Source organism: Streptomyces sp. WI03-4A, from assembly GCF_033792105.1.
Lineage (GTDB): Bacteria > Actinomycetota > Actinomycetes > Streptomycetales > Streptomycetaceae > Streptomyces > Streptomyces collinus_A.
This window is the reverse complement of sequence record NZ_JARAUO010000045.1, coordinates 1-26,083: the sequence shown is the minus strand read 5'-3', so window position 1 is coordinate 26,083 and position 26,083 is coordinate 1. Positions and strand designations below refer to the sequence as shown.

Here is a 26,083-nt window from a genome sequence, read left to right as displayed (position 1 = left end):
CGGGTCGGCCCGCCGGCCGCGGTGGCCCCGATCAGCTCCGCCGTACCCGCAGGCCCAGGAAGGCCAGGCCCAGGCCGAGGCCGATGAGGACCAGGCCGGAGCCCAGGGGCAGGATGCGCAGGGCCGGTTCGGTGGAGGCGCCGGCCTGGGGCACCGTGTCCTGGGCGGTGGGGGTCAGCGGCTGCCGGGCGGGGTCGAGCCCGGCCTCCTCCGGGGTGTCGGAGGCGGCCGGGGTGCCGCCGGGCGGCTCGGCCTGCTCCGGCTCCTCCGGGTAGCCGTCCTGCGGGTCCGCGAGGGCGGGGGACCCGGTGATCCTGCCGGGATCGTCGTCGCCCTCCTCCACGGCGGCCGGACCCTCCGGCCGGCCCGGCCGCATCCTGCCCTCACCGGCGCGGCTCCCGGCCCGCGAGGGCTCGGCGGCGGACGCGGACGCGCGCAGGCCGGAGGCGTGCGCGGCCGGGGAGACGGACACGGGGGGCCGGCCCGGGGGCGCGGACGCGTCCGGCGGGGTGCTCTCCGCGCCGTAGGCGAGGGCCGCGCCGGAGACCGGCGTGGCCGTCACGAGGACGAGCAGCAGTCGTACGAGGCGCAGCGTGAGGCGCAGCCATGGCGTCACGTCGGTGACCTCCCGTAGCCCGGTCGTCGAACTCCGACAGAAAGCCAGCCTCACATTCCGGGATGTACAGGGCATTTCATATTGGGCCGACAGGTCTAAAGGGTGGATCAGCCCCATGAGGGGGCAGCACGGTGATGAGGTGGAGTCGTGCGAGAGAATGGCGGCATGGAGATGCCGAGGAACGAACGGTCGCCGGAGAATCCCCAGATTTTGGTCGTGGGCCAGGACGGCTTGGCGATCGGTGGCGGCGGGGACGAGGACTCCCGCGAGATTCCGGTGACGGAGCAGGTCGAGCAGCCGGCCAAGGTCATGCGGATCGGCAGCATGATCAAGCAGCTCCTGGAGGAGGTGCGGGTCGCCCCTCTGGACGAGGCCAGCCGGGTCCGGCTGAAGGAGATCCACGCCAGCTCGGTCAAGGAGCTGGAGGACGGCCTGGCGCCGGAGCTGGTCGAGGAGCTGGAGCGGCTGTCCCTGCCGTTCACCGACGAGGCGACCCCGAGCGACGCGGAACTGCGGATCGCGCAGGCCCAGTTGGTGGGATGGCTGGAGGGCCTGTTCCACGGCATCCAGACGACGCTGTTCGCCCAGCAGATGGCCGCGCGGGCGCAGCTCGAGCAGATGCGCCGCGCCCTCCCGCCGGGTGTGGGAGGCCCCGAGGGCGCCGAGGACCCCCGGGCCGGCGGCCGCTCGGGCGGGCCGTACCTGTAGGACGTACCTCCGGGCCGTACCGGAGCCCGTACCCGCGGGCCGTATCGGAAGGCGTACGAGCGAAAGGGCCCGGCGGACGACCGCCGGGCCCTTTCGCACGCGCCTCACCGGCGCCGGGGCGCTACTGCGGTTTGCCCGTCGAGACGCTCAGCTGCACGGTCTCGCTGCCCCTGGCGTCGAAATCGGTGCCCTCCGCGGGGAACTGGGACATGACCGTGCCGTCGCCCCAGGTGTTCTCGTCCACCTTCTTGATCTCGTACTTCCAGCCGGCGGCCTGGAAGCACGCCTTCACCGAGTCGATGTTCTTGTACTGGAAGTTCGGAAGCCGCACCTTTTTGGGATCGGTGTACGACTCCTGCGGCTCGGTGCACTCCGTCTTGTCGATCGTCCTCGACTTTTCGGGGCCGCGGTAGCCCGACGCGTGCGTCGACGGCGAGGCACTGGTGCGGCCGCCGCCCTTGTCGTCCTCGCCGCCGCTGTTCAGTCTCAGCGCGACGACCAGGCCGACGACCGCGACGAGCGACACGGCGATGGACCCGATGATCACCGGCTTGTTGCCCTTGCCGCCGCCCTGCGGGCCCTGGACCGCGGTCGGGGCCGTACCGGAGTACGGCGGCGGGGTCGCGTGGCCCTGCTGCCCGAACGCGACGGGCGGCGTCTGGTAGCCGCCCTGCTGCGGATAGCCGTAGGCGGGGGCGGGCGGCGGGGTGCCGTAGCCGTGCGGGGCCGGGGCCGGCTGGTACGGCGTCTGCACCGGGCCGGTGGGCGCCGGGGTCGCCTGGTCGACCGGCGGGAAGACGGCGGAGCCGACGCCCGAGCCGCTCTGCGTCGGCCCGGAGCCCGGCACGATGCTCGGCGCCGCCGCCTGGAAGGAGCCGGCGACGCGCAGGCACTCGTCCCGCATGGACTCGGCGGTCGGGAAGCGCTCGTTCGGGTTCTTCTTCAGCGCCCGCGCGACCAGCGCGTCCACGGCCGGCGGCAGCGCGCGGTTGACCGACGAAGGAGCCACCGGCTCCTCCTGCACGTGTGCGTAGGCGATCGCCAGCGGCGAGTCGGCGTCGAACGGCAGCCGCCCGGTGACCAGCTGGAACAGCATGATGCCGACCGAGTAGAGGTCGGAGCGGGCGTCCACCCCGCGGCCGAGGGCCTGCTCGGGCGAGAGGTACTGCGGGGTGCCGACGACCATGCCGGTCTGGGTCATGGAGGTGACCCCGGACTGCATGGCGCGGGCGATGCCGAAGTCCATGACCTTGACCACGCCGCGCCTGGTCATCATCACGTTGCCCGGCTTGATGTCGCGGTGGACCAGGCCCTTCTCGTGGCTGATCTCCAGCGCCGCCAGCACATCGGCGGTGATCTTCAGCGCCTTGTCGGCGGGCATCGCGCCGAACTGCCGGACGTCCTCGTCCAGGACCGAGCCCAGCGGGCGGCCCTCGACGTACTCCATGACGATGTACGGCGTCGTCATGCCGTCCACGTCGTCCTCGCCGGTGTCGAAGACGGAGACGATGTTGGTGTGCGTGAGCTTGGCCACGGCCTGGGCCTCGCGGCGGAAGCGCTCGCGGAAGGCCTGCTCCCGGCCCAGCTCCGTGTGCAGCGTCTTGATCGCGACCTGGCGGTCGAGCACGGCGTCGTACGCCAGGTGCACCGAGGCCATGCCGCCCTCACCGAGCAGGTCACGCAGCTGGTAGCGGCCGCCCGCCAGCGCGCGCCCCGTGTATCTGCCCTGTGCGCCGTCCTGGCTCATCTCTCCGTGTCCCCCATTGGCCGTCCGGCGCCGTCACTGAGCGGAACATGCCTTGATCGAATGTCTCATTCCCGGCCAAGTCTGCCCCAGGGCAGTGACACGTCAAGCGCGGTGCCCGTTCCGTGACCGTACGCGCAAGAAGCGTCGCGCAAGCGTTACAGCGCCCGTACGACCGGTACACAGAATTTGCACGAGAGCGCGTGCTACAGGTTTCATGACCGATCCGTCCGGGGCGTATCCCGGTAGCGGATCCGGACCGGCGGCCCCCGCGGAGGCTGTAGCGTGGCCGACGGAGACCGTGACAACACCGCGCGCACCGCGGGCAGAAACGACGGCGAGGACCGATGGCACAGACGCACAGCGCCCAGGGCCCGTCCGACCCCGAGGCGACTGGCGGCGGCATGTCCGAGACGCCGGAGATGTGGGGCAACGGCGGGCTCGTCGGCGACGGCCGGTACCGGCTGACCCACCGGCTGGGCCGCGGCGGCATGGCCGAGGTGTTCGCCGCCGAGGACGTCCGGCTCGGCCGCACGGTCGCCGTCAAGCTGCTGCGCGCCGACCTCGCCGAGGACCCGACCTCCAAGGCCCGCTTCACGCGCGAGGCCCAGTCGGTGGCCGGTCTCAACCACCACGCGATCGTCGCCGTGTACGACTCCGGCGAGGACTTCGTCGGCGGCCAGTCCGTGCCGTACATCGTGATGGAACTGGTCGAGGGCCGTACCATCCGCGACCTGCTGCTGAACGCCGAGGCGCCGGGCCCCGAGCAGGCCCTGATCATCGTCTCCGGGGTGCTGGAGGCGCTCGCCTACTCGCACCAGCACGGCATCGTGCACCGCGACATCAAGCCCGCCAACGTGATCATCACGGACAACGGCGCCGTCAAGGTCATGGACTTCGGCATCGCCCGCGCCCTGCACGGCGCGTCGACGACGATGACGCAGACCGGCATGGTCATGGGCACCCCGCAGTACCTCTCCCCGGAGCAGGCGCTCGGCAAGGCCGTGGACCACCGCTCCGACCTGTACGCGACCGGCTGCCTGCTGTACGAGCTGCTCGCGCTGCGACCCCCCTTCACCGGTGAGACCCCGCTGTCGGTGGTCTACCAGCACGTCCAGGACATCCCGACCCCGCCGTCCGAGGCCTCCGACGCCTGCCCGCCGGAGCTGGACGGCCTGGTCATGCGCTCGCTCGCCAAGGAGCCCGACGACCGGTTCCAGACGGCCGAGGAGATGCGCGGCCTGGTCCAGTACGGCCTGCAGATGCTGTACGACCAGGGCGGCCACACCGGCACCTGGAACACCGGCCCGGTGGCGGCGCACGACGGCCGGCACACCCCGGCGGCGGGCTTCGCGGGCACCACCGCGATGCAGCACCCCGGCGAGTTCGGCGCGGGCACCACGCAGATCCCGCAGCCGATCCTGCCCACCGGGTATGGCGACGACGGCGGTTTCGAGGGGCACGGCAACAAGGGCAGCGGCCGCGGCAAGCTGTGGATCCTGGCCGTCCTGGCGGTGATCGCGATCGCGGCGGGCGTCGCGATCGCGCTCAACCACAACAACGGCAACGCCGGCAGCCCCGGCGACGACGTCAAGCCCCGGACGTCGCACTCGAAGTCCACCAAGGACGAGACGGACTCCGCGACGCCGTCCGACGACTCCACCGACCGGCCCACGGACACGTCCACGAACACCGGCACGGGCACCGGCACCGGCTCCGACTGGTCGCCGTCCTACACGCCGTCGTCGACCCCGTCCCGCACCGCCACCTCCGACCCGACCGACGAGCCGACGGACCCGCAGACCTCGCAGGAGGAGACGGACCCGCAGACCAGTCCGACCCAGTCGACGGACCCGGCGGCCGGCGGCACCGACGGCGGCGCCACGGTCGGGGGCACGGACGGCGGCGCCACCGACGGCGCGGCCGGCGGCGACGGCACTTGAAGGCCACCGACGCCGACGCCCCCGCCGTCGCCCTGAGCGGGGGCGGGAGGCCCTGCGGTCACTCCACGAAGGCGTCGGACACCGCGTCGTACTCCCGGGTCCACCACACCGGGAGCGCCGAGGCGGCCGGGAACTGGCAGTCCGCGCGGGTGTCGCCGCGCTCGTAGTGCCAGCGCAGCATCCAGAAGTCGTTCAGGCGTTCCCACCACACCCGGTGCACGGCCGCGGCCAGCTCCGAGGGGGTCGCCCCGGCCGCGCGCCGGTACGCGCGCGCGTACGCCCGCACCTTGCGCAGATCCAGCGCGCCCACGGGCCGTACGAAGAAGATCACCGCGGCGCGCACGGCCTCCTCGGCGCGTGGCTGCACACCGAGCCGGTCCCAGTCGACGATGGCGGCCGGGGCGTCGTCCTTGTAGAGCAGGTTGAACGGGTGGAAGTCCCCGTGCACCCATCCCACCGGGCCGCCGCGCGGCGGGCGCCGGTGCGCGTGCTGCTCCAGGAGAGCGCGCCGTTCCAGTAACCGGTGGCGGGCCAGGGTGTCGAAGGCGTCGGCGGGGCGGTGCCGGCGGACGTGCCCGAGCAGGTCGTCGATGAGCGTGAAGGTGTCGGCCGGGTCGGCGCTCTCCACGGGGTGCGGGCTCGTCGCGGGGCGGGTGCGCCCCTTGGGGGGCATCACCCGCTCCAGACAGGCGTGTACGGCGCCCAGGAGCGCCCCCAGGCGCGCGCTCTCCGCCCGGGTGAGCTGGCCGCCGTGGCGGTGCCTGCCGTCGATCCAGGGGTGCAGGGCGTACGCGTGGCCGCCGACCACGGCGACCGTGCGGCCCTCGCGGTCGGCGAGCGGCGGGGCCACCGGCACCCCCAGGTCTGCCAGGCGCTGGGTGGCGCGGTGCCGGCGCTCGATCGCGGCCGGGTCGGCGGTGTCCGGGTCGAAGTGGTGTTTCAGGAAGTACCGGCCGCGGGTGGTGCTGACCCGGTAGCCCCGGTTGAGCAGGCCCTGGTCGACGGGTTCACAGGCGAGGGCGGAACCGGCGGCGTACAGGCGCAGCAGGGCGCCCAGAGGGAGCGCGTGGGAGGAAAGGGGTAAGACAGATGAGCGCGGCACGCGCCAGATGTTAGGGCACCTCAAGGGCCTGTGAGCTGGGCCTTGTCACAGGCAGTCATCGCCGATCGCATTCGGTCACGCGGCGCAACGGGCCGAAAAAGCGCCCCCGCGCCGCTACGGGCGCCGGGGACGGGCGCCGCGCTCCCCGTCCCTCCCGACGGGAATATCCATACATGTCCTTCTTGGTGTGCGAGGCGAGTGTCACAAGAAGGCTCTTCCCGTGTCCGGGGTCGCCGGGATAACGTGCCGTAGCTCCGGCCTCCTGCAAGGCTGTGACCAGCGGCCTTCCGGTCCTCGCGGATTTACTTGGAAATCCAAGCAAAAACGCAGGTCAGGAGGGGTTTCACAGAAATGTGGAGCACTGGGTAACGTAAAAGTCGCAGGGCGCTCGCCGGGGCACCTGTCACGCCTGTTCCCGGCCGAGTGGCACCCACCCCGTGCCCGGTGGTCGAAAACAGGTGAGCCGCACTGGCCTACCGGCAACCCCGGGGGCCGGAACGACGGAGGAGCACACGTGACCGTGGAGAGCAGTGCCGCGCGCAAGCCGCGACGCAGCGCCGCAGGCAAGGCCGGCACCACCGGCAGCAGGACCGGAGCCACCGGCACCAAGCGGACGACCCGCACCGCGAAGAAGAGCACCGACCCGGAACTCGTGCAGCTCCTGACGCCCGAGGGCGAGCGGGTCGCGAACGCCGAGTACGACGCGTACGTCGCCGGGATCACCCCCGACGAGCTGCGCGGCCTGTACCGCGACATGGTGCTCACCCGCCGCTTCGACGCCGAGGCCACCGCGCTGCAGCGCCAGGGCGAGCTGGGCCTGTGGGCCTCGCTGCTGGGCCAGGAGGCCGCGCAGATCGGCTCCGGCCGGGCCACCCGCGAGGACGACTACGTCTTCCCGACCTACCGCGAGCACGGCGTCGCCTGGTGCCGCGGGGTCGACCCGACCAACCTGCTCGGGATGTTCCGGGGTGTGAACAACGGCGGCTGGGACCCCAACAGCAACAACTTCCACCTCTACACGATCGTCATCGGCTCGCAGACGCTGCACGCCACCGGCTACGCGATGGGCGTGACCAAGGACGGCGCGGACTCGGCGGTCATCGCCTACTTCGGCGACGGCGCCTCCAGCCAGGGCGACGTGGCGGAGGCGTTCACCTTCTCCGCGGTCTACAACGCCCCCGTGGTGTTCTTCTGCCAGAACAACCAGTGGGCCATCTCCGAGCCCACCGAGAAGCAGAGCCGCGTCCCGCTGTACCAGCGCGCCCAGGGCTTCGGCTTCCCGGGCGTGCGGGTGGACGGCAACGATGTGCTGGCCTGCCTCGCGGTCACCAAGTGGGCGCTGGAGCGCGCCCGCAACGGCGAGGGCCCGACCCTGGTCGAGGCGTACACCTACCGCATGGGCGCCCACACCACCTCCGACGACCCCACCCGCTACCGGGGCGACGAGGAGCGCCTGGCCTGGGAGGCGAAGGACCCGATCCTGCGCCTGCGCCGGTACCTGGAGGCCGCAAACCACGCGGACGAGGGATTCTTCGCGGAACTCGAGACCGAGTCCGAGGCGTTGGGCAGGCGAGTGCGCGAAGCGGTCCGTGCCATGCCGGACCCGGACCGATTCGCCATCTTCGAGAACGTGTACGCGGACGGGCACGCGCTCGTCGACGAGGAGCGAGCCCAGTTCGCCGCCTACCAGGCGTCGTTCGCGGACGCAGAGGGGGTCTGATCATGGCAGCCGAGACCAAGAACCTGGCACTGGCCAAGGCGATCAACGAGTCGCTGCGCCGCGCCCTGGAGACGGACCCCAAGGTCCTCGTCATGGGCGAGGACGTCGGCAAGCTCGGCGGTGTCTTCCGGGTCACCGACGGCCTGCAGAAGGACTTCGGCGAGAGCCGGGTCATCGACACCCCGCTCGCCGAGTCCGGCATCGTCGGCGCCGCGATCGGCCTGGCCCTGCGTGGCTACCGCCCGGTCGTGGAGATCCAGTTCGACGGCTTCGTCTTCCCGGCCTACGACCAGATCGTCACCCAGCTCGCGAAGATGCACGCCCGCGCGCTCGGCAAGGTCAAGATGCCGGTCGTCATCCGCATCCCCTACGGCGGCGGCATCGGCGCGGTCGAGCACCACTCCGAGTCCCCCGAGGCGCTGTTCGCGCACGTGGCCGGCCTGAAGGTGGTCAGCCCCTCCAACGCCTCGGACGCGTACTGGATGATGCAGCAGGCCATCCAGAGCGACGACCCGGTGATCTACTTCGAGCCCAAGCGCCGCTACTGGGACAAGGGCGAGGTCGACACCGAGGCCATCCCCGCCCCGCTGCACAAGGCGCAGGTCGTCCGCGAGGGCACCGACCTCACCCTGGTCGCCTACGGCCCGATGGTGAAGCTCTGCCAGGAGGTCGCCGCCGCGGCCGCCGAGGAGGGCAAGTCCCTGGAGGTCGTGGACCTGCGCTCGGTCAGCCCCCTCGACTTCGACACCGTCCAGGCGTCGGTGGAGAAGACCCGCCGCCTGGTCGTCGTCCACGAGGCGCCGGTGTTCCTCGGCTCCGGCGCGGAGATCGCCGCCCGGATCACCGAGCGCTGCTTCTACCACCTGGAGGCCCCGGTGCTCCGGGTCGGCGGCTACCACGCCCCGTACCCGCCGGCGCGCCTGGAGGAGGAGTACCTGCCGGGCCTGGACCGGGTGCTCGACGCCGTCGACCGTGCCCTGGCGTACTGAGGAGAGGGTTCGTGACGACGATGACGGAAGCATCCGTACGCGAGTTCAAGATGCCCGACGTGGGCGAGGGACTCACCGAGGCCGAGATCCTCAAGTGGTACGTCCAGCCGGGTGACACGGTCACCGACGGCCAGGTGGTGTGCGAGGTCGAGACGGCCAAGGCGGCCGTCGAACTGCCCATCCCCTACGACGGTGTGGTGCGCGAGCTGCGCTTCCCCGAGGGCACCACGGTCGACGTTGGCACCGCCATCATCGCGGTGGACGTGTCGGGCGGCGCCCCGGCCGAGGCCCCCGCCGAGCAGGCGCAGGCGGCTCCCGCGGCCGCCGCGGAGAGCGTGAAGGCCGAGGAGGAGGCCAAGCCGCCGGCCCGCCAGCCCGTGCTGGTCGGTTACGGCGTGGCGACCACCTCGACCAAGCGCCGGCCGCGCAAGGGTCCCGAGGTGAAGGTCCCGGCGGCCGCCCAGGCCGTCCAGACCGAGCTGAACGGCCACGGCGCCCCCGCCGCCGTCCCCGCCGAGTCCCGGCCGTTGGCCAAGCCGCCGGTGCGCAAGCTGGCGAAGGACCTCGGCGTCGACCTCGCCACGGTCACCCCCTCCGGCCCCGACGGCGTCATCACCCGCGAGGACGTCCACGCGGCGGCGGCCCCCAAGGCCGCCGAGCCGGCCGTGACGGCCCCCGCGCCCGTGGCGGCCCCCGCGGCCGCCGCGCCGGTCGTGTCGCACGACGGCGCCCGGGAGACCCGCATCCCGGTCAAGGGCGTCCGCAAGGCGACGGCGCAGGCCATGATCGGCTCGGCCTTCACGGCCCCGCACGTCACGGAGTTCGTGACGGTGGACGTGACGCGCACGATGAAGCTGGTCGAGGAGCTGAAGCAGGACAAGGAGTTCCAGGGGCTGCGGGTCAACCCGCTGCTGCTGATCGCCAAGGCCCTGCTGGTCGCCATCAAGCGCAACCCGGACATCAACGCGTCCTGGGACGAGGCGAACCAGGAGATCGTGCTCAAGCACTACGTCAACCTGGGCATCGCGGCGGCCACCCCCCGTGGCCTGATCGTCCCCAACATCAAGGACGCGCACGACAAGACGCTCCCGCAGCTCGCGGAGTCGCTGGGCGAGCTGGTCGGCACGGCCCGCGAGGGCAGGACGTCCCCGGCGGCGATGCAGGGCGGCACGGTGACCATCACCAACGTCGGCGTCTTCGGCGTCGACACCGGTACGCCGATCCTCAACCCCGGCGAGTCCGCGATCCTCGCGGTCGGTGCGATCAAGCTCCAGCCGTGGGTCCACAAGGGCAAGGTGAAGCCGCGCCAGGTCACCACCCTCGCCCTCAGCTTCGACCACCGCCTGGTCGACGGCGAACTGGGCTCCAAGGTCCTCGCCGACGTGGCGGCGATCCTGGAGCAGCCGAAGCGACTGATCTCCTGGGCCTGATACCCCAGGAGGAGTAGCGAAGCCCTGGAGGGGACGGCCGCAAGTTCCAGTTGCGACCGCCCCCTCCGGCTTTTTCTCCGGGTCGTCAGACCCGGCCGAGGGAAGATCGCCGATTCCGCTGGCGTTCCGCAACGCGACGGGCCTGCCGCGGAGTTGCGGCGGGCCCGTCGGGGTGTGCTGGGTGGGTGTCAGCCGAGCTTGGCGAAGCCGTAGCTGAGGAGCTTCTTGGCGTCCGACTCGCGCTGCGGGATGGACGTGGAGGCGAGGACGGTGCCGATGACCGTCTTGCCGTTGCGGGTCGCGGCGAAGACGAGGCAGTACTTCGCCTCGGGGCCGGAGCCGGTCTTCACGCCGATGGTGCCGCTGTAGCTGCTGAGCAGGCCGTTGGTGTTGGTCCACGTGCCCATGGTGCGGGTGCTGCCCGTCTTGGTGATCGTCTTCGCCGTGTACGACTTCGTCTTGACGATCGTGCGGAACGTGGAGCTCTTCATCGCGCTGCTGGCGATCTTCGTCAGGTCGCGCGGCGTCGAGTAGTTGGCACCGCTGCCGATGCCGTCGAACGAGTCGAAGTGGGTGTTCTTCAGACCCAGGTTCTTGGCGGCGGTGTTCATCTTGCCGATGAAGTTGGCCACGCGCTTGGCGCGGGTCGAGCCGGTGCCGTACTTGTCGGCCAGCGCGTAGGCCGCGTCGCAGCCGGACGGCAGCATCAGCCCGTACAGCAGCTGGCGGACGGTGACCTTGTCGCCGACGATCAGGTGCGCGGACGAGGCGCCCTTCGAGACGATGTAGTCGCTGTACGCCTTCTGGATCGTCACCTTCGAGTCGAGGTTCAGGTTCGACTGCGCGAGCACGACCTTCGCGGTCATGATCTTGGTGGTGGAGCCCGTGGAGCGCTTGGTGTCCGCCGCCTTGGTGAACAGGCTGGAGCCGCTCGAGTTGTTCATGACGTAGCCACCCTTGGCCACGATCGAGGGCGCGGTGACGGCCTGCGCGGGCGCCGCGGTGAGGGCCCCGGTGGCGAGCATCGCGGCCGAGGTGACGGCGACGGCGGTGGCTCGGCGGATACGGCGGGTGCCCTTGATGCCGGTAATCAAAGTGAAATACCCCGATTGTCTTCGAATGCCCCTGGTATGCGGCCGAGTTGGACTGCCAAGCGAGTGGGGCCGCACGTGTGCGACACGTAAGTAGCACAGAAGGTTGTACGGGCGCTGGGTGAGATCTGCGTCACGTCCACATGCCGGACCGGCCTCACGCATGCGTACGCGTTGTATCTATCCTGTGGGCATGGCCACGCCAGTGAAACAACCCCCCGCCGCCGACCGCGTCTACACCCACGTCAAGCAGGCCGTACTGGACCGTCGCTACGAGGGCGGCACGCTGCTCACCGAGGGGGAGCTGGCCGACGCCGTGGGGGTCTCCCGCACGCCCGTCCGCGAGGCGCTGCTGCGGCTCGAGGTGGAGGGCCTGATCCGGCTGTACCCCAAGAAGGGCGCCCTGGTCCTGCCGGTCTCCGCGCAGGAGATCGCCGACGTGGTGGAGACCCGGCTGCTGGTGGAGGAGCACGCGGCCCGCAAGGCCGTACCCGCCCCGCCCGCGCTGCTGGAACGGCTGGCGGAACTGCTGGAGCGGCAGAAGGGTGAAGCCGCGGCCGGCGACTTCGCTGCCGCCGCGAAGACCGACCGCTGCTTCCACGCCGAGATCGTGCGCAGCGGCGGCAACGAGATCCTCTCCCGCCTCTACGACCAGCTGCGCGACCGCCAGCTGCGGATGGGCGTCGCGGTCATGCACTCCCACCCCGACCGGATCGCCAAGACCCTCGCCGAGCACGAGGAGATCCTGGACGCGCTGCGCTCCGGGGACGCGGAGGCCGCCGTGGGCGTCGTGCACCGGCACGTGGGCTGGTTCTCGCACCTCGCGCGGGGTGAGGTCCGATGAGCAACGCCACCCTGCCGGGTGACCCCGAGGGCGGCCGGCGCGCCGTCGCGGTGTGGTCCATAGGCGTCGCCGTCTACTTCGTCGCCGTCATCTTCCGCACCTCCCTGGGCGTGGCCGGCCTGGACGCCGCCGACCGCTTCCACGTGGGCGCCTCCGCACTCTCCACCTTCTCGATCCTCCAGCTGCTGGTCTACGCGGGCATGCAGATACCCGTGGGCCTGCTGGTGGACCGGCTCGGCACCAAGCGGGTGCTGAGCATCGGCGCGGTGCTGTTCACCGCGGGCCAGCTCGGCTTCGCCTTCTCCGCCTCCTACGGCACGGCCCTGGCCTCGCGCGCGCTGCTCGGCTGCGGCGACGCCATGACCTTCATCAGCGTGCTGCGCCTCGGCACCCGCTGGTTCCCCGCCCGGCGCGGCCCGCTGGTCGCGCAGCTCGCCGGTCTGGTCGGCATGGCGGGCAACCTCGTCTCCACCCTCGTCATCGCCCGGCTGCTGCACGGCATCGGCTGGACCCCCGCCTTCGCGGGCAGCGCGGTGGCCGGTGCGGTCGTCCTGGTGCTGACCCTGCTGTTCCTCAAGGACCACCCCGAGGGGCACGAGCCCGAGCCGTTCCCGCACCGGGGCTCCGCCTACGTGCGCCGGCAGATCGCGGCGTCCTGGCGGGAGCCCGGCACCCGGCTCGGTCTGTGGGTGCACTTCACCACCCAGTTCCCGGCGATGGTGTTCCTGCTGCTGTGGGGCCTGCCGTTCCTGGTCCAGGCACAGGGCCTGAGCCGGGCCAAGGCCGGCGACCTGCTGACCCTGGTCGTGCTGTCCAACATGGTGATCGGCCTGGTCTACGGCCAGATCGTCGCCAGGCACCACCGGGCCCGGCTGCCGCTGGCCCTCGGCACCGTCGCGGCGACCGCGGCGCTGTGGGCGCTCACCCTGGCCTGGCCCGGCGCCCACGCCCCGATGGGGCTGCTGCTGACCTTGTGCGTGGTCCTCGGCGCGTGTGGCCCGGCCTCGATGCTCGGCTTCGACTTCGCCCGCCCCGCCAACCCGCCCGAGCGGCAGGGCACCGCCTCCGGGATCACCAACATGGGCGGGTTCATCGCCTCGATGACGACCCTGTTCGCGATCGGCGTCCTGCTCGACGCCACGGGCGACGACTACACGGTGGCCTTCTCGGCCGTGTTCCTCCTCCAGGCGCTGGGCGTCAGCCAGATCCTCCGCCTGCGCGGCCGCGCGGCCCGCCGCGAGCGGGAGCGCCTGGTGGCCAGCCGGGTGGAGGCGGTACACGTACCGGCGTGAGCCGGGCCCTCCCGGCCCGCGGGCGGTCTGCCCCGAGCGGGAGGAGGGCGTGCCGGGCCGTCGGCGCGTGGAGGTGATGCGCCTGCCGGCGTGAGCCGGCCTTCCCTGGCCCGCTGTACAACCTGAGTCGGCTCTCCCCGCGCGCGGGTGGGCGGTGTGCCGCGCGGGGGAGGTGAGAGCGCCGGGCGGAGGCGTTGCGCCTGCCGGCGTGGGTCGGCCTTCCCGGCCCGCCGTATCGGCATGGTCTGGTCTTCCCGGCCCGCAGTGCCGGGCTGAGTCGGCTCTCCCCGCGCGCGGGCGGACGGAATGCCGCGCGGGGGAGGTGAGAGCGCCGGGCGGAGGCGTTGCGCCTGCCGGCGTGGGTCGGCCTTCCCGGCCCGCCGTATCGGCATGGTCTGGCCTTCCCGGCCCGCAGTGCCGGGCTGAGTCGGCTCTCCCGGCTCGCGGGTGGGCGGTGTGCCGCGCGGGAGCGGGAGCGTCCGGTGGCCGGCCGGGTGCGGGCGGTGCCGGCGTGACCCAGCCGCTCAGCCGCTGCCGGCCCGTGGCCGCCGCCTCGCGGCCTGCTGCCGCCCCCAGCCGCCACGCCTCAGGCGGCCACCGGTACGAGGGTGAGGTAGGCGAGGCCGAGGACACCCCGGTAGGTCATCCACTGCTGCCGGTGCCGGTCGAGGCGTTCGCGGGTCGTCGTGGCCAGGGGATGGTCCGGGTGCCCGGCGAGCCATACCTCCGCGTCCGCCTGGTACGCCGACTCGAACTCCTCCCACTCGTCCGGGCCCGCCGTCTCGGTCCACTCGGGCCGGAAACCGGCCGCGACCGCGAGATCGAGCAGGGTGCCCAGGTCGTGGTGGTCGCCGGCGGACGCGCCAGGCCACATCCCGGCCAGCTCCGCCTCCGTCGGTGGCCGCTGCCAGAACCCCTCGCCGAGCAGCACCCGCCCACCGTCGGCCACCAGCCGCCGCAGCTCCCGCAGCGCCTCCGCGGTGGGCGGCTCGGCCGTGCTCAGCGCCTGGCTCGCACCCAGGCAGAGCACCAGGTCCGCCGGGCCCCGCCGGGTGCCCGTGGCGGACTCCTGGACGAACTCCACGCGATCCGCCAGACCTCGCGCCGCCGCGTTCCGCCGGCCCCGCTCCAGGTCCTGGCCGCCCAGGTCGACGCCGACCCCGCGCGCTCCCGGCACCGCCTCCAGCAGGCGCAGCATCAGCTCGCCCCAGCCGCAGCCGACGTCCAGCACCCGGCCGGGCCCGGTGGCGGCGAGGCGCCGGACCATGGCGCCCGCGCGGGCCTCCGAGAGCGGGCCGTGGAAGCTGAGGCGGGTCAGCCGGGGCGGGAGGTCGTCGGTGGGCGGGAGCGCCGCGCTGTCGGTCATGCCGGGCACGCTAGTTCCGGCACCGGGGCGCCGGTACCGGATTTCCGCCGGGGGCGGGCCCGTGGCGGCACGTGGCACCCGGGCGCCGGGCCGGGGCGTCGGCACTGGATCTGCACCCCGGACGGCCCTGTGGCGGCACGTGGCGCCCGGGCGCCGGGTCCGAGCGCCGGCACCGGCTTTCCGCCGCGGACGGCCCCGCGGGGGCGCGTGGCACCCGAGCGCCGGGCCGGGGCCCCGGCTCCCGGTTTCCGCCGGGGGCGGGCCCGTGGCGGCACACCGGACCGCCGCCCTACGGCGTCACCGTGAAGTTCCGCAGGATCGCCGCCGCCAGATCCGGGTCGCCCTCCGTCTTGATCCGGTCCGCGACCGCCTCCGGGGTGACCCGGCCGCAGGCCAGCCGGACGTAGGTCTCCCAGTCGAGGGTGAGCGCCGCGGCCGGGCCGAGCGCGGGAGCGGTCTCCAGGGTGCCCCGGCCCTGGATGTCGACCCGGATGGTGCGCAGGAACTCGACGGGCCCGTGCACGTCGAAGACGACCGCCGAGCTGCGCGGCGCGTCCGCGTCCTTGGCGACCACGTCGGGGAGCGCGGCCAGCAGCACGTCACGGGTGACGAGCGCGCCCGGGGAGTCGAGGTTGCCGGGGCGGCCGAGGGCCGTGCGCAGGTCCTGCTCGTGCACCCACACGTCGAAGGCGCGGGCCCGCATGGCCTGTTCCAGGGTGATGTCGGAACCCATCGGGCCGCGCACCTTGGTGCCGGGGTCGCGCGACTCGTTGCGCAGCTGGCGGTTGCGGCGGATGACCGTGTACTCCAGCTCGGACGTCATCTCCGGCGCCGTGTGGTGGCGCCGGACGTCGACCTGCATCTCGTTGTACCGCTGGTGCTCGTTGGTGACGTGGAAGAGGTCGCGGGGCAGCGTGTGGATCGGCCGCGGGTCGCCGAGCATCTCGCAGTCCAGGCCGATCACATGCGACACGACGTCACGGACCGACCAGCCCGGGCACGGCGTCCGCCGGTTCCACTCCCCCTCCGCGAGCGGGACCACGAGCTCGGATATCGCTTCGATGGAGTGGGTCCAGGCGTCGGCGTAGGGCTGGAGGGTGGGATGCAGACTCACGGAACAGGACCCCTCGGCGGTCGGTACACGGGCAGGTTGTGGCAGCGTTGCCAGCGGGAGGTGGCTGCACTCGGCGGTGTCTTGGGACTCCCCCAGTTCTCGGCTGGGCTCGAACCGGGGGGACCCCCAAGTTACGCTGCTGTGAGGCACCCCGGCAGTGCTTTCGTGTGACGATCGTAGGCCCGTGTGGACAACTCGAATGCCAGGACGGTGGTAGTGTGCGCGCCTCGCTGATCCAGATCGCCGTGGACGAGGACGAATCGGTTGCCTCCCGGCGGCAGCGGGCGGCCTCGCTCGTGCGTGACCAGGCCGGGTCCGACCTCGTGGTCCTGCCCGAACTGTGGACCACCGGAGCCTTCGCCTACGAGGAGTTCGCCACCGAGGCCGAGCCGCTCGAAGGCCCCACCTACGAGGTCATGGCCAAGGCCGCGAGCGACGCGGGCGTGTGGCTGCACGCGGGCTCGATCCCCGAACGCGACCCCGAAGGCCCGCTCTACAACACCTCCCTCGTCTTCTCGCCCTCCGGTGACCTCGCCGCCGCCTACCGGAAGATCCACCGGTTCGGCTTCGACAAGGGCGAGGCCGTGCTGATGGGCGCCGGACGCGGGCCGGTGACGGTCCGTCTGCCGGACACCACCGTCGGCCTGGCCACCTGCTACGACCTCCGCTTCCCCGAACTCTTCCGCTCCCTCGTCGACGCCGGCGCCGAGACGCTGGTGATCCCGGCGGGCTGGCCCGAGCGGCGACGCGCGCACTGGACGCTGCTGGCCCAGGCACGGGCGGTGGAGAACCAGGCGTTCGTGCTCGCGTGTGGAACGGCCGGGACGCACGCCGGAGTTCCCCAGGCGGGTCACTCGATCGTGGTGGACCCCTGGGGTGAGGTGCTGGCCGAGGCGGGCGCCGGCGAGGAGGTCCTCACCGTCGACCTGGACCCGGCGAAGCCGGCCGCCACCCGCGAGCAGTTCCCGGCCCTGAAGGACCGGGTCCTGGGCCTGGCACCCCCGCGCCGCTGACGCGCGGTCAGGCACCCTCAGCCGCCGTCGGGCCTCGTCCGCCGCCGCCGGGCGCGGTCAGTCGTCGTCGTCCCGCTCCCTCTGCGCCAGGTGGATCACGCACACCGCCACCGCGATCAGCAGCGCCGGGTCCGCGTCGTCGCGCACGATGTCGACGCCGTAGGTGTCCCGCACGGTCAGCCAGCGGCGGGAGACGACGGCGAGCAGCTCCCCGTCGTACTCGATGGCGAACTCGTGGTCGAGGATCCGGCCGCTGACGTCCAGGTCGGTGCCGTCGACCAGGGAGACCCGGTAGTGGTGGCGCAGCAGGGACAGCCGCTTGCGCCTGATGGTGGCCAGCCCCTCGCCGTCCCGCTCGATCACCATCGTGTCGCGCAGGGCGAACATCTTCTGGTGGATGTCGATCAGGACGCGCCCCTGGGCGTCCTTCAGCTCGAAGGTGTCCCGCAGCCGCATCGCCTTGCCGTCGACGAGGAAGACCTTCCGGCCGTGCTCGTCCTCGATCCAGTAGTCGTCACCGATGCCGAGGAGCCGGTCGCGCACGAGGAATCTCATGTCCATAGCGCTTCCCCGGCGAGGCGTGATCGTCACACGTTCCCGCGCCGCCGGAGCTGACCGTCCGCCACCGTCCACCGGGACTCCGGGTGGCCCCGCGGTGAACTTCCCGTGCCCGCGCGCCGGCCGGCCAACCATGGGCCAAACCCTCGGGTCGAACGAGACGACCGCGCCGAACACGGCGGCACACGTACGGCTCTTCCGGAGGTTCCCCCATGTCCTCTCGTCCCGCCCGCCGCGGGCCGGCCCGCGCCCTTCCGGCGCTGGCCCTCGCCCTCGGCACCGCCCTGGCCGTACCGCTCACCACGGCGGTACCCGCCGGCGCTGCGACGCGGCCGGCCACGGCCGAGGTCAACCGGTACGGCTGGCAGCTCGCCTACCGGGCCGCCGCCGGCCAGACCAACAAGGTCGCCGTCACCGCGTCCCTGACCGGCGGAAGCGGCCCCGGCATCACCTACCTGATCGACGACGTCGTCCCGATCGTGGCGGGCCGCGGCTGCGTCCACCCCGACGGCTCCGACGCCACCAAGGTCTCCTGCGCCGTCACCGCCGAGGACAGCCAGGACCCCTACCCGGCCCTGACGATGGACCTCGGCGACCGCGCGGACACCGTCACCTACGCCAACGCCACCGGCCAGGTGTACTGCTTCGCCCGGATCTCCCTGGGCCCCGGCGACGACCGGCTCACCGACACCGGGCGCCTGGACGGCAACGCCGTCGCGGGCGACGCAGGGAACGACACCCTCACGGTGGGCAAGCTGGGGCTGGCCTCGGGCGGTGACGGCGACGACACGATCGACGCGACCGGCGACCTGGTCATCGCCCACGGCGGCAAGGGCGACGACGTGCTGCGTGGCGGCGCGGCCGGGCAGGACCTGTGGGGCGACGACGGCGACGACGGGATCCTCGGCGGCGCGGGCACCGACACGCTGCACGGCGGCCGGGGCGACGACGTCCTGTACGGCAACGGCGGGGACGACCACCTGTACGGCAACAGCGGAGACGACCGGCTCTACGGCGGCCCCGGCCGTGACACCCTGTCCGGCGGCCCCGGCAGGGACGTCGTCCACCAGGGCTGACCCGGGGCGACCCGCGCTGCCACGGCCCGGCCCTGCTGCCGGCACCGGGTGGCACCCTGGGAGCCATGACCGACTCCGCACCCCGACGCGTCCGCGTCCGCGCCCCCGAGCTGGTCGGCAAGGGCGGCTGGCTGAACACGGGCGGCACCCCGTACACCCTGTCCGACCTGCGCGGTCGCATCGTCGTACTGGATTTTTGGACCTTCTGCTGCATCAACTGCCTGCACGTCCTGGACGAGTTGCGGGAGCTGGAGGAGAAGCACCGGGACACGGTCGTGGTGGTCGGGGTGCACTCGCCGAAGTTCGTGCACGAGGCCGAGCACGAGGCGGTCGTGGACGCGGTGGAGCGGTACGGGGTGGAGCACCCTGTGCTGGACGATCCCGAGCTGGCCACCTGGAAGCAGTACGCGGTCCGGGCGTGGCCGACGCTCGTCGTCGTCGATCCCGAGGGGTACGTGGTCGCCCAGCACGCCGGTGAGGGGCATGCGCACGCCATCGAGCGGCTGGTCGGGGAGCTGGAGGCCGAGCACGCGGCCAAGGGCACCCTGCGCCGCGGCGACGGGCCCTACGTGCCGCCGGAGCCCGAGCCGACGGTGCTGCGCTTTCCCGGCAAGGCGCTGCTGCTGCCCGGCGGGACGTTCCTGGTCAGCGACACCACCCGGCACCAGCTGGTGGAGCTGGCCGCGGACGCCGAGACGGTCGTGCGGCGGATCGGCAACGGGGCGCGCGGGTTCGCCGACGGCGGTCCGGGGCGGGCCTCCTTCAGCGAGCCGCAGGGGCTCGCGCTGACCGAGGACGGGGCGGCAGTGGTCGTCGCGGACACCGTCAACCACGCGCTGCGCCGGCTCGACCTGGCCACCGGCGAGGTGACCACGGCGGCCGGCACCGGCCGGCAGTGGTGGCGGGGCTCCGCCACCTCGGGGCCGGCCCGTGAGGTGGACCTGTCCTCGCCGTGGGACGTGGCCGTCTTCGGCGGCCGGGTGTGGATCGCCATGGCGGGCGTCCACCAGCTGTGGACGTACGACCCGGTGGCGGGGACCGTCGCGGTGGCGGCCGGCACCACCAACGAGGGTCTGGTGGACGGCCCGGGAGCCGAGGCGTGGTTCGCGCAGCCCTCAGGTCTCGCGGCCACCGCGGACCGGCTCTGGCTGGCCGACTCCGAGACCTCCGCCCTGCGCTGGGTGGACCTGGACGGAGTCGTCCACACGGCCGTCGGTACCGGCCTGTTCGACTTCGGGCACCGCGACGGCGCCGCCGGGCAGGCCCTGTTGCAGCACCCACTGGGCGTCACCGTGCTCCCGGACGGCTCGGTGGCGGTCGCGGACACCTACAACCACGCGCTGCGCCGCTACGACCCGGCCACCGGCGAGGTCAGCACGCTGGCCACGGATCTGCGCGAGCCCAGCGACGCGGTGGTGGCCGGTGAGGACATCGTGGTCGTGGAGTCGGCCCGGCACCGGCTGACCCGGCTGCGGCTGCCCGAGGAGGCGGTGCGGGTGGAGGCGGTCGCGCACCGCACCGCGCGCGAGGCGACCGAGGTCGCCCCGGGCCGATTGCGCCTCGACGTGGTCTTCCGGGCGCCCGCCGGGCAGAAGCTGGACGACCGCCACGGTCCCTCGACCCGGTTGCTGGTCTCCGCGACGCCGCCCGGGCTGCTGAGCGGGGGCGAAGGCGCGGGCACTGATCTGGCGCGCGAGCTGGAGCTGGACCCGGCCGTCGCGGAGGGCGTGCTGCACGTGTCGGCCATGGCGGCCTCGTGCGACGACGACCCGGCGAACGAGTACCCCGCCTGCCATGTGCACCAGCAGGACTGGGGTGTTCCGGTGCGCCTCGTCGAGGGCGGCACCGACCGGCTGCCGCTCGTCCTCGCCGGGATGGACGAGCGGTAGCCGGGGTGTCTCAGACGCCGTAGCCGTTGGTGTAGCCGTCGTGGTGATGGTGGTGGTGGGGTTCCTCCTCGACCACCGGCGTCGTCGGCGGGACGACGACCCGCCTGCGCCGGGCGATGCCGCTGAACGTGGCGACGCCGATGAGACCGACTGCCATCAGGATGATGCCGACGAGGTCGAGGTTGACCCCCTGCATGTGCCAGTCGGTCGCGAACGTGAGGATGGCTCCCACGGCGATGAGGATGATGCACCCGCCGAGGCCCATAAGTCGTCGCCTCCCCTTCCGGTTCCGGGATTTCCGGTGCCGTCCGGGTACCCGGTGCCGCCCCGAGCATGCTCGGGGCGGTATTGACGGGCGCTCAGATCACGTCGACGTAGTCCTCGCGGCCGGAACGGAGGGGGACGGCTGGCCTGGGAGCTCAGCTCTCCAGGAACGTCGTGAGCGCGTTGGCCAGCAGGAACGGGTCGTCCGCGCCGCACAGTTCGCGGGCGCTGTGCATGGACAGGATGGCGACGCCGATGTCGACCGTCCGGATGCCGTGCCGGGCTGCGGTGATCGGGCCGATGGTGGTGCCGCAGGGCATGGAGTTGTTGGAGACGAAGGTCTGCAGCGGCACGCCCGCCTGCTCGCAGGCGGCGGCGAACACCGCCCGGCCCGAACCGTCCGTGGCGTAGCGGTTGTTGACGTTGACCTTGAGGATCGGGCCGCCGTTGACCCGCGGGTGGTGCGTGGGGTCGTGGCGCTCGGCGTAGTTGGGGTGGACGGCGTGGCCGGTGTCGGAGGACAGGCAGACCGTGCCGGCGAAGGCGCGGGCCCGGTCCTCGAAGGTGCCGCCGCGGGCGAACACCGAGCGTTCCAGCACGGTGCCGAGCAGCGGGCCGTCGGCGCCGGTGTCGGACTGGGAGCCGTTCTCCTCGTGGTCGAAGGCGGCCAGCACCGGGATGTGGCCGAGCGCGGCGCCGGAGGTCGCGGCGGCGGCGAGGGCGGCGGCCCCGGCGTGCACGGAGAGCAGGTTGTCCATCCGGGGGCCCGCGACGAGTTCCTGGTCGCGACCGAGGTAGGCGGGCTGTTCCACCGGGTGGGTCATCAGGTCCCAGCCGGCCACCGAGCCGGGCGTGACACCGGCCTCGGCCTCCAGGAAGGCGATGAGGTCGCCCTCGCGGGGGTCGTCGCCGAGGCCCCAGACGGGCTGGAGGTGGCGCTGCTTGTCGAGCTTGAGGCCGTCGGAGGTGACGGTGCGGTCCAGGTGGATGGCGAGCTGGGGGACGCGCAGCAGCGGCCGGGCCACGTCGACGAGGACGGTGGAGCCGTCGCGCAGGGTGAGCCGGCCGGCCAGGCCGAGGTCGCGGTCGAGCCAGGAGTTCAGCAGCGGGCCGCCGTAGATCTCGACGGCGACCTGCCGCCAGCCGTGGGCGCCGCTGTCGGGCTGCGGCTTGACGCGCAGGTTGGGCGAGTCGGTGTGCGCGCCGACGATGTGGAAGGGGGTGTGGGGGGCGGCGCCGTCGGGGACGTACCAGGCGATGATCGCCCCGCCGCGCAGCACGTACCGGCCGCCGCTCGTCCCGTCCCAGGCGTCCGTCTCTGCGACCTGCCGGAAACCCGCCTTCTCCAGCCGCTCGGCGGTGTTCGCCACGGCGTGGTACGGCGACGGGCTCGCCGCCAGGAAGGACATCAGGTCGTCGGTGTGGCCGCGGTCGAAGCGGGCTGGTGCGCTCATGGGGCTTACCTTAACGACGTGCGAGGGCCCGCTCCCGGTACGGGAGCGGGCCCACGGCGACGGTGGAGGGGGGCGGATCCGGTCCTTCTGGAAGAAGCGGAATCCTTAGAACGCGGCCTCGTCCAGCTCCATCAGGTCGAGGTCGACGCCCTCGGACACCTTGCGGGCCAGGGTGACGCCCGGAAGGACGTTGGCCGCGAAGAACTTCGCCGCCGCGATCTTGCCGGTGTAGAAGGCCTTGTCCTTGGAGGAGGCCGTCTGGAGCTTCTCGGCGGCGATGGCGGCGCCCCGCAGCAGCAGGTAGCCGACGATCACGTCACCGGAGGCGAGCAGCAGGCGGGTGGTGTTCAGGCCCACCTTGTAGATGTTCTTGACGTCCTGCTCGGTGGCGGCGAGGTCGGTCAGCATCAGGCCGACGATGGCCTCCAGCTCGACGGCGGCCTTGGCGAGGTGCTCGCGGGCGCCGGCCAGCTCCTCGCCGCCGGTGCCGAGCGCCAGGAACTTCTTGATGTCCTCGGCGAGGGAGTTCAGCGCCGCGCCCTGGTTGCGGACGATCTTCCGGAAGAAGAAGTCCTGGCCCTGGATGGCGGTGGTGCCCTCGTAGAGGGTGTCGATCTTGGCGTCGCGGATGTACTGCTCGATCGGGTACTCCTGCAGGAAGCCCGAGCCGCCGAAGGTCTGCAGCGACTGGGCGAGCTGCTCGTAGCCCTTCTCGGAGCCGTAGCCCTTGACGATCGGCAGGAGCAGGTCGTTCAGCGCGTGCTCGGCCTTGGCGTCCTCGCCGTTCGCCTCCTTGACGGCGATCGCGTCCTGGACCGAGGCGGTGTGGAGGACGAGGGCGCGCATGCCCTCGGCGTACGCCTTCTGCGTCATCAGCGAGCGGCGGACGTCGGGGTGGTGGGTGATGGTGACCTTGGGCGCGGCCTTGTCCATGAAGTTCGCCAGGTCGGGGCCCTGGACGCGCTCCTTGGCGTACTCCAGGGCGTTCAGGTAGCCGGTGGAGAGCGTGGAGATCGCCTTCGTGCCGACCATCATGCGGGCGAACTCGATGATGCGGAACATCTGGCGGATGCCGTCGTGCTTGTCGCCGATCAGCCAGCCCTTGGCGGGGTGGCGGTCGCCGAAGGTCATCTCGCAGGTGTTGGAGGCCTTCAGGCCCATCTTGTGCTCGACGTTGGTGGCGTAGACGCCGTTGCGCTCGCCCAGCTCGCCGGTCTCGAAGTCGAAGAGGTACTTCGGGACGAGGAAGAGGGACAGGCCCTTGGTGCCGGGCCCCGCGCCCTCGGGGCGGGCGAGGACGTAGTGGAGGATGTTCTCCTCCATGTCGTGCTCACCGGACGTGATGAAGCGCTTGACGCCCTCGATGTGCCAGGAACCGTCCTCCTGCTGGACGGCCTTGGTGCGGCCGGCGCCGACGTCGGAACCGGCGTCGGGCTCGGTGAGCACCATGGTGGAGCCCCAGGTGCGCTCGACGGCGATCTGGGCGATCTTCTTCTGGACGTCGTTGCCCTCGTCGTAGAGGATGCCGGCGAACGCCGGGCCGGAGGAGTACATCCACACGGCCGGGTTCGAGCCGAGGATCAGCTCCGCGTACGCCCAGATCAGGGACGGGGGAGCCGTCGTGCCGCCGATGCCCTCGGGCAGGCCGAGCCGCCAGTACTCGGAGTCCATGAAGGCCTTGTAGCTCTTCTTGAAGGACGCGGGGACCGGAGCGGTGTTCGTCTCGGGGTCGAAGACCGGCGGGTTGCGGTCCGCGTCGGCGAAGGACTCGGCCAGCTCGTTCTCGGCGAGCCGGGTCAGCTCCTCCAGGACGCTCTTGGCGGTCTCCGTGTCCATCTCCTCGAACGGACCGGTGCCGTAGAGCTTGTCGCGGCCGAGTACTTCGAAGAGGTTGAACTCGATGTCGCGGAGATTGGACTTGTAGTGCCCCATGGTGACGGCTCCGTTAGGACTCGGCGAGGCACTGTCTCCTCGCATCTGGTTCACGTACCAACAAGTTTCTCCGATGATGCTACCCGTCGGTAATAAGACGCAAGCCCGATCCGGTCATCTGTGACTGAGTACTCTTCTGCGCATGTACGGCTACGACCAGAACGCCGGCGCTCAGCAGCAGTACGCCGCCCCCCAGCAGCCGATGGCCGGCGGCTACGGGCAGCAGCCGCCGCTGTATCCCGAGCCGTCCCCGCCCTCGCTCGCGGACGCGGTGCGCGCCTTCACCACCGGGCAGATGTCCGCCGAGGACTTCCAGCAGATCTTCGCCACGTCGAAGGTGTACTGTCCGCGCGGTGACACCCCGGGCTTCCTCGCCCTGCACAACACCCAGCAGCCGGTGATCCCCATGTTCACCTCGCTGAAGGAGCTGCGGCGGTACGCGGGCAAGGAGTCCAAGTACTTCGTGATCACCGGTGCCGAGGTGATCGACCTGCTGCCGACCGGCTACGGCTTCGTCGTGGACATGGAGGGCGAGCACCGGATGGTGTTCGACGCCAAGGCGGTCGAGCAGATGGTCGACTTCGCGATGCGCCGCATGTACGGCTGACCGGCCGCCCCGCTCGATGGAGAGCCCGGAGGGAATGCCCTCCGGGCTCTCTCTGTTGTGGGGTAGCAGAAAGTTCAACGCTCAACTAAACTGGGCGTACAAGGAGGTCCCACCATGCCTGCAGTGACCGTCGAGAACCCGTTGACGCTGCCCCGCGTGACCGCTCCCGCCGACGCCGTGGCCCGCCCCGTGCTGACCGTGACGACCGCTCCGAGCGGCTTCGAGGGCGAGGGTTTCCCGGTGCGCCGCGCGTTCGCCGGGATCAACTACCGCCACCTCGACCCGTTCATCATGATGGACCAGATGGGCGAGGTGGACTACGCGCCGGGCGAGCCCAAGGGCACCCCCTGGCACCCGCACCGTGGCTTCGAGACCGTCACCTACATCATCGACGGGACCTTCGACCACCAGGACTCCAACGGCGGTGGCGGCACCATCACCAACGGCGACACCCAGTGGATGACGGCGGGCTCCGGCCTGCTGCACATCGAGGCGCCGCCGGAGTCGCTGGTGGTGTCCGGCGGGCTCTTCCACGGCCTCCAGCTGTGGGTGAACCTCCCGGCCAGGGACAAGATGATGGCCCCGCGCTACCAGGACATCCGCGGCGGCAACGTGCAGCTGCTGACGACCCCCGACGGCGGCGCCCTGCTGCGTGTCATCGCCGGTGAGCTGGACGGTCACGAGGGCCCCGGCATCACGCACACCCCGATCACCATGATCCACGCGACCCTCGCCCCGGGCGCCGAACTGACCCTGCCCTGGCGCGAGGACTTCAACGGCCTCGCGTACGTCATGGCGGGCCGCGGCAGCGTCGGCGCCGAGCGCCGGCCGATCCGGCTGGGCCAGACCGCCGTCTTCGGCGCCGGCTCCTCGCTGACCGTCCGCGCGGACGAGAAGCAGGACTCGCACACCCCGGACCTGGAGGTCGTCCTCCTCGGCGGACAGCCGATCCGCGAGCCGATGGCCCACTACGGCCCGTTCGTCATGAACACCAAGGACGAGCTGATGCAGGCCTTCGAGGACTTCCAGAAGGGCCGCCTGGGCACCGTCCCGGCAGTCCACGGCATGACGGGAGCCGGCCCCCAGGGCTGACCCCGCCCCCACCCCACCCGTCGCCCGGCCCGCCCAGCGGACCGGGCGACGGCCGTATGCGGCCCGTGCGGGCGGCTCGAGCGGTGGCGGCATCGCGGCGGCGGCGTGTGCTGGTGGCCCGGGGAGGCGGTGAACGTCCCGGGGGCCGTCCTGCGGCGGCGTGCGCGGCAGGGCCTGCGGGTGGCGGATGCTCCGGGGGCCGCCCACCGGCGACGCCCGCCCCGGCATGGCGAATGCAC

22 protein-coding genes are annotated in these 26,083 nt (G+C 72.2%); 12 read left to right on the top strand and 10 right to left on the bottom strand.

What is annotated here, in order from left to right:
- Positions 1–31 precede the first annotated feature (31 nt).
- The gene (locus tag PV343_RS33215) at positions 32–616 is read right to left on the bottom strand and encodes a hypothetical protein (protein ID WP_319150761.1); all 585 of its coding nucleotides are present in this window, start codon (positions 614–616) and stop codon (positions 32–34) included.
- Positions 617–781: 165 nt separating this feature from the next.
- On the opposite strand from PV343_RS33215, the gene PV343_RS33210 reads away from it, so the two are divergent.
- Positions 782–1,324 carry a bacterial proteasome activator family protein gene (locus PV343_RS33210; RefSeq protein WP_319150760.1) on the top strand — a complete coding sequence of 181 codons (543 nt, stop codon included), beginning with the start codon at positions 782–784 and terminating at the stop codon, positions 1,322–1,324.
- A gap of 121 nt (positions 1,325–1,445) precedes the next feature.
- On the opposite strand, the gene PV343_RS33205 is transcribed toward PV343_RS33210, so the two are convergent.
- Positions 1,446–3,071, bottom strand: coding sequence for a Stk1 family PASTA domain-containing Ser/Thr kinase (locus PV343_RS33205; protein WP_319150759.1), 1,626 nt, complete (start codon positions 3,069–3,071; stop codon positions 1,446–1,448).
- Positions 3,072–3,415: 344 nt separating this feature from the next.
- On the opposite strand from PV343_RS33205, the gene PV343_RS33200 reads away from it, so the two are divergent.
- Positions 3,416–5,011: a protein kinase domain-containing protein gene (locus tag PV343_RS33200; protein ID WP_319150758.1), complete on the top strand. Its 1,596-nt coding sequence runs from the start codon at positions 3,416–3,418 to the stop codon at positions 5,009–5,011.
- Between the two features lie 58 nt (positions 5,012–5,069).
- Here PV343_RS33200 and PV343_RS33195 read toward each other — a convergent pair whose 3' ends face one another.
- The gene (locus PV343_RS33195; RefSeq protein ID WP_319150757.1) at positions 5,070–6,113 is read right to left on the bottom strand and encodes a phosphotransferase; all 1,044 of its coding nucleotides are present in this window, start codon (positions 6,111–6,113) and stop codon (positions 5,070–5,072) included.
- A gap of 514 nt (positions 6,114–6,627) precedes the next feature.
- On the opposite strand from PV343_RS33195, the gene pdhA reads away from it, so the two are divergent.
- From pdhA to PV343_RS33180, 3 genes are read left to right on the top strand one after another with little or no spacing between them, the layout of a single operon-like run.
- Entirely contained in the window at positions 6,628–7,833 is a 1,206-nt protein-coding gene (gene pdhA, locus PV343_RS33190) for a pyruvate dehydrogenase (acetyl-transferring) E1 component subunit alpha (protein ID WP_319150756.1), read from the top strand.
- 2 nt (positions 7,834–7,835) lie between these two features.
- On the top strand, positions 7,836–8,822 hold the full coding sequence (locus tag PV343_RS33185) for an alpha-ketoacid dehydrogenase subunit beta (protein ID WP_317444437.1): 987 nt from the start codon (positions 7,836–7,838) through the stop codon (positions 8,820–8,822).
- Positions 8,823–8,833: 11 nt separating this feature from the next.
- Entirely contained in the window at positions 8,834–10,252 is a 1,419-nt protein-coding gene (locus tag PV343_RS33180; RefSeq protein WP_319150755.1) for a dihydrolipoamide acetyltransferase family protein, read from the top strand.
- Between the two features lie 188 nt (positions 10,253–10,440).
- Here PV343_RS33180 and PV343_RS33175 read toward each other — a convergent pair whose 3' ends face one another.
- The gene (locus tag PV343_RS33175; RefSeq protein WP_319150754.1) at positions 10,441–11,346 is read right to left on the bottom strand and encodes a D-alanyl-D-alanine carboxypeptidase family protein; all 906 of its coding nucleotides are present in this window, start codon (positions 11,344–11,346) and stop codon (positions 10,441–10,443) included.
- A 190-nt stretch (positions 11,347–11,536) separates the two neighbouring features.
- Between PV343_RS33175 and PV343_RS33170 the strand changes: the two genes are divergently transcribed.
- Both PV343_RS33170 and PV343_RS33165 read left to right on the top strand, forming a co-directional pair.
- A complete protein-coding gene (locus PV343_RS33170; protein ID WP_319150753.1) occupies positions 11,537–12,187 on the top strand; it encodes a GntR family transcriptional regulator in 651 nt (216 codons plus the stop codon).
- Positions 12,184–13,479 carry an MFS transporter gene (locus PV343_RS33165; protein ID WP_319150752.1) on the top strand — a complete coding sequence of 432 codons (1,296 nt, stop codon included), beginning with the start codon at positions 12,184–12,186 and terminating at the stop codon, positions 13,477–13,479. Before PV343_RS33170 ends, PV343_RS33165 begins: the two co-directional genes overlap by 4 nt.
- Before the next feature lie 586 nt (positions 13,480–14,065).
- Here the strand turns inward: PV343_RS33165 and PV343_RS33160 are convergent.
- Both PV343_RS33160 and PV343_RS33155 read right to left on the bottom strand, forming a co-directional pair.
- Entirely contained in the window at positions 14,066–14,845 is a 780-nt protein-coding gene (locus tag PV343_RS33160; RefSeq protein WP_319150751.1) for an SAM-dependent methyltransferase, read from the bottom strand.
- Positions 14,846–15,134: 289 nt separating this feature from the next.
- Entirely contained in the window at positions 15,135–15,959 is an 825-nt protein-coding gene (locus PV343_RS33155) for a maleylpyruvate isomerase family mycothiol-dependent enzyme (protein WP_319150750.1), read from the bottom strand.
- 218 nt (positions 15,960–16,177) lie between these two features.
- Between PV343_RS33155 and PV343_RS33150 the strand changes: the two genes are divergently transcribed.
- Positions 16,178–16,972, top strand: a complete 795-nt coding sequence (locus PV343_RS33150; RefSeq protein WP_319150749.1) for a carbon-nitrogen family hydrolase — start codon at positions 16,178–16,180, stop codon at positions 16,970–16,972.
- Positions 16,973–17,029: 57 nt separating this feature from the next.
- On the opposite strand, the gene PV343_RS33145 is transcribed toward PV343_RS33150, so the two are convergent.
- Positions 17,030–17,527 (bottom strand): LURP-one-related/scramblase family protein, encoded by a 498-nt coding sequence (locus PV343_RS33145; protein WP_319150747.1) that lies wholly within the window; start codon positions 17,525–17,527, stop codon positions 17,030–17,032.
- A 215-nt stretch (positions 17,528–17,742) separates the two neighbouring features.
- Between PV343_RS33145 and PV343_RS33140 the strand changes: the two genes are divergently transcribed.
- Both PV343_RS33140 and PV343_RS33135 read left to right on the top strand, forming a co-directional pair.
- Positions 17,743–18,606: a calcium-binding protein gene (locus PV343_RS33140; RefSeq protein WP_319150746.1), complete on the top strand. Its 864-nt coding sequence runs from the start codon at positions 17,743–17,745 to the stop codon at positions 18,604–18,606.
- Between the two features lie 65 nt (positions 18,607–18,671).
- Positions 18,672–20,495 (top strand): NHL domain-containing thioredoxin family protein, encoded by a 1,824-nt coding sequence (locus PV343_RS33135; protein ID WP_319150745.1) that lies wholly within the window; start codon positions 18,672–18,674, stop codon positions 20,493–20,495.
- A 10-nt stretch (positions 20,496–20,505) separates the two neighbouring features.
- Here the strand turns inward: PV343_RS33135 and PV343_RS33130 are convergent, their stop codons facing one another.
- From PV343_RS33130 to PV343_RS33120, 3 genes are all read right to left on the bottom strand, one after another.
- Positions 20,506–20,760 (bottom strand): DUF6458 family protein, encoded by a 255-nt coding sequence (locus tag PV343_RS33130; protein ID WP_317444449.1) that lies wholly within the window; start codon positions 20,758–20,760, stop codon positions 20,506–20,508.
- A 154-nt stretch (positions 20,761–20,914) separates the two neighbouring features.
- On the bottom strand, positions 20,915–22,213 hold the full coding sequence (locus PV343_RS33125) for a M18 family aminopeptidase (RefSeq protein ID WP_319150744.1): 1,299 nt from the start codon (positions 22,211–22,213) through the stop codon (positions 20,915–20,917).
- A 105-nt stretch (positions 22,214–22,318) separates the two neighbouring features.
- On the bottom strand, positions 22,319–24,145 hold the full coding sequence (locus PV343_RS33120; protein WP_319150743.1) for an acyl-CoA dehydrogenase: 1,827 nt from the start codon (positions 24,143–24,145) through the stop codon (positions 22,319–22,321).
- A gap of 142 nt (positions 24,146–24,287) precedes the next feature.
- Here PV343_RS33120 and PV343_RS33115 point away from each other — a divergent pair, with 142 nt between their 5' ends.
- Positions 24,288–24,752, top strand: coding sequence for an SseB family protein (locus PV343_RS33115; RefSeq protein WP_020941181.1), 465 nt, complete (start codon positions 24,288–24,290; stop codon positions 24,750–24,752).
- Between the two features lie 114 nt (positions 24,753–24,866).
- Entirely contained in the window at positions 24,867–25,844 is a 978-nt protein-coding gene (locus tag PV343_RS33110) for a pirin family protein (RefSeq protein WP_319150742.1), read from the top strand.
- Positions 25,845–26,083: the final 239 nt, after the last annotated feature.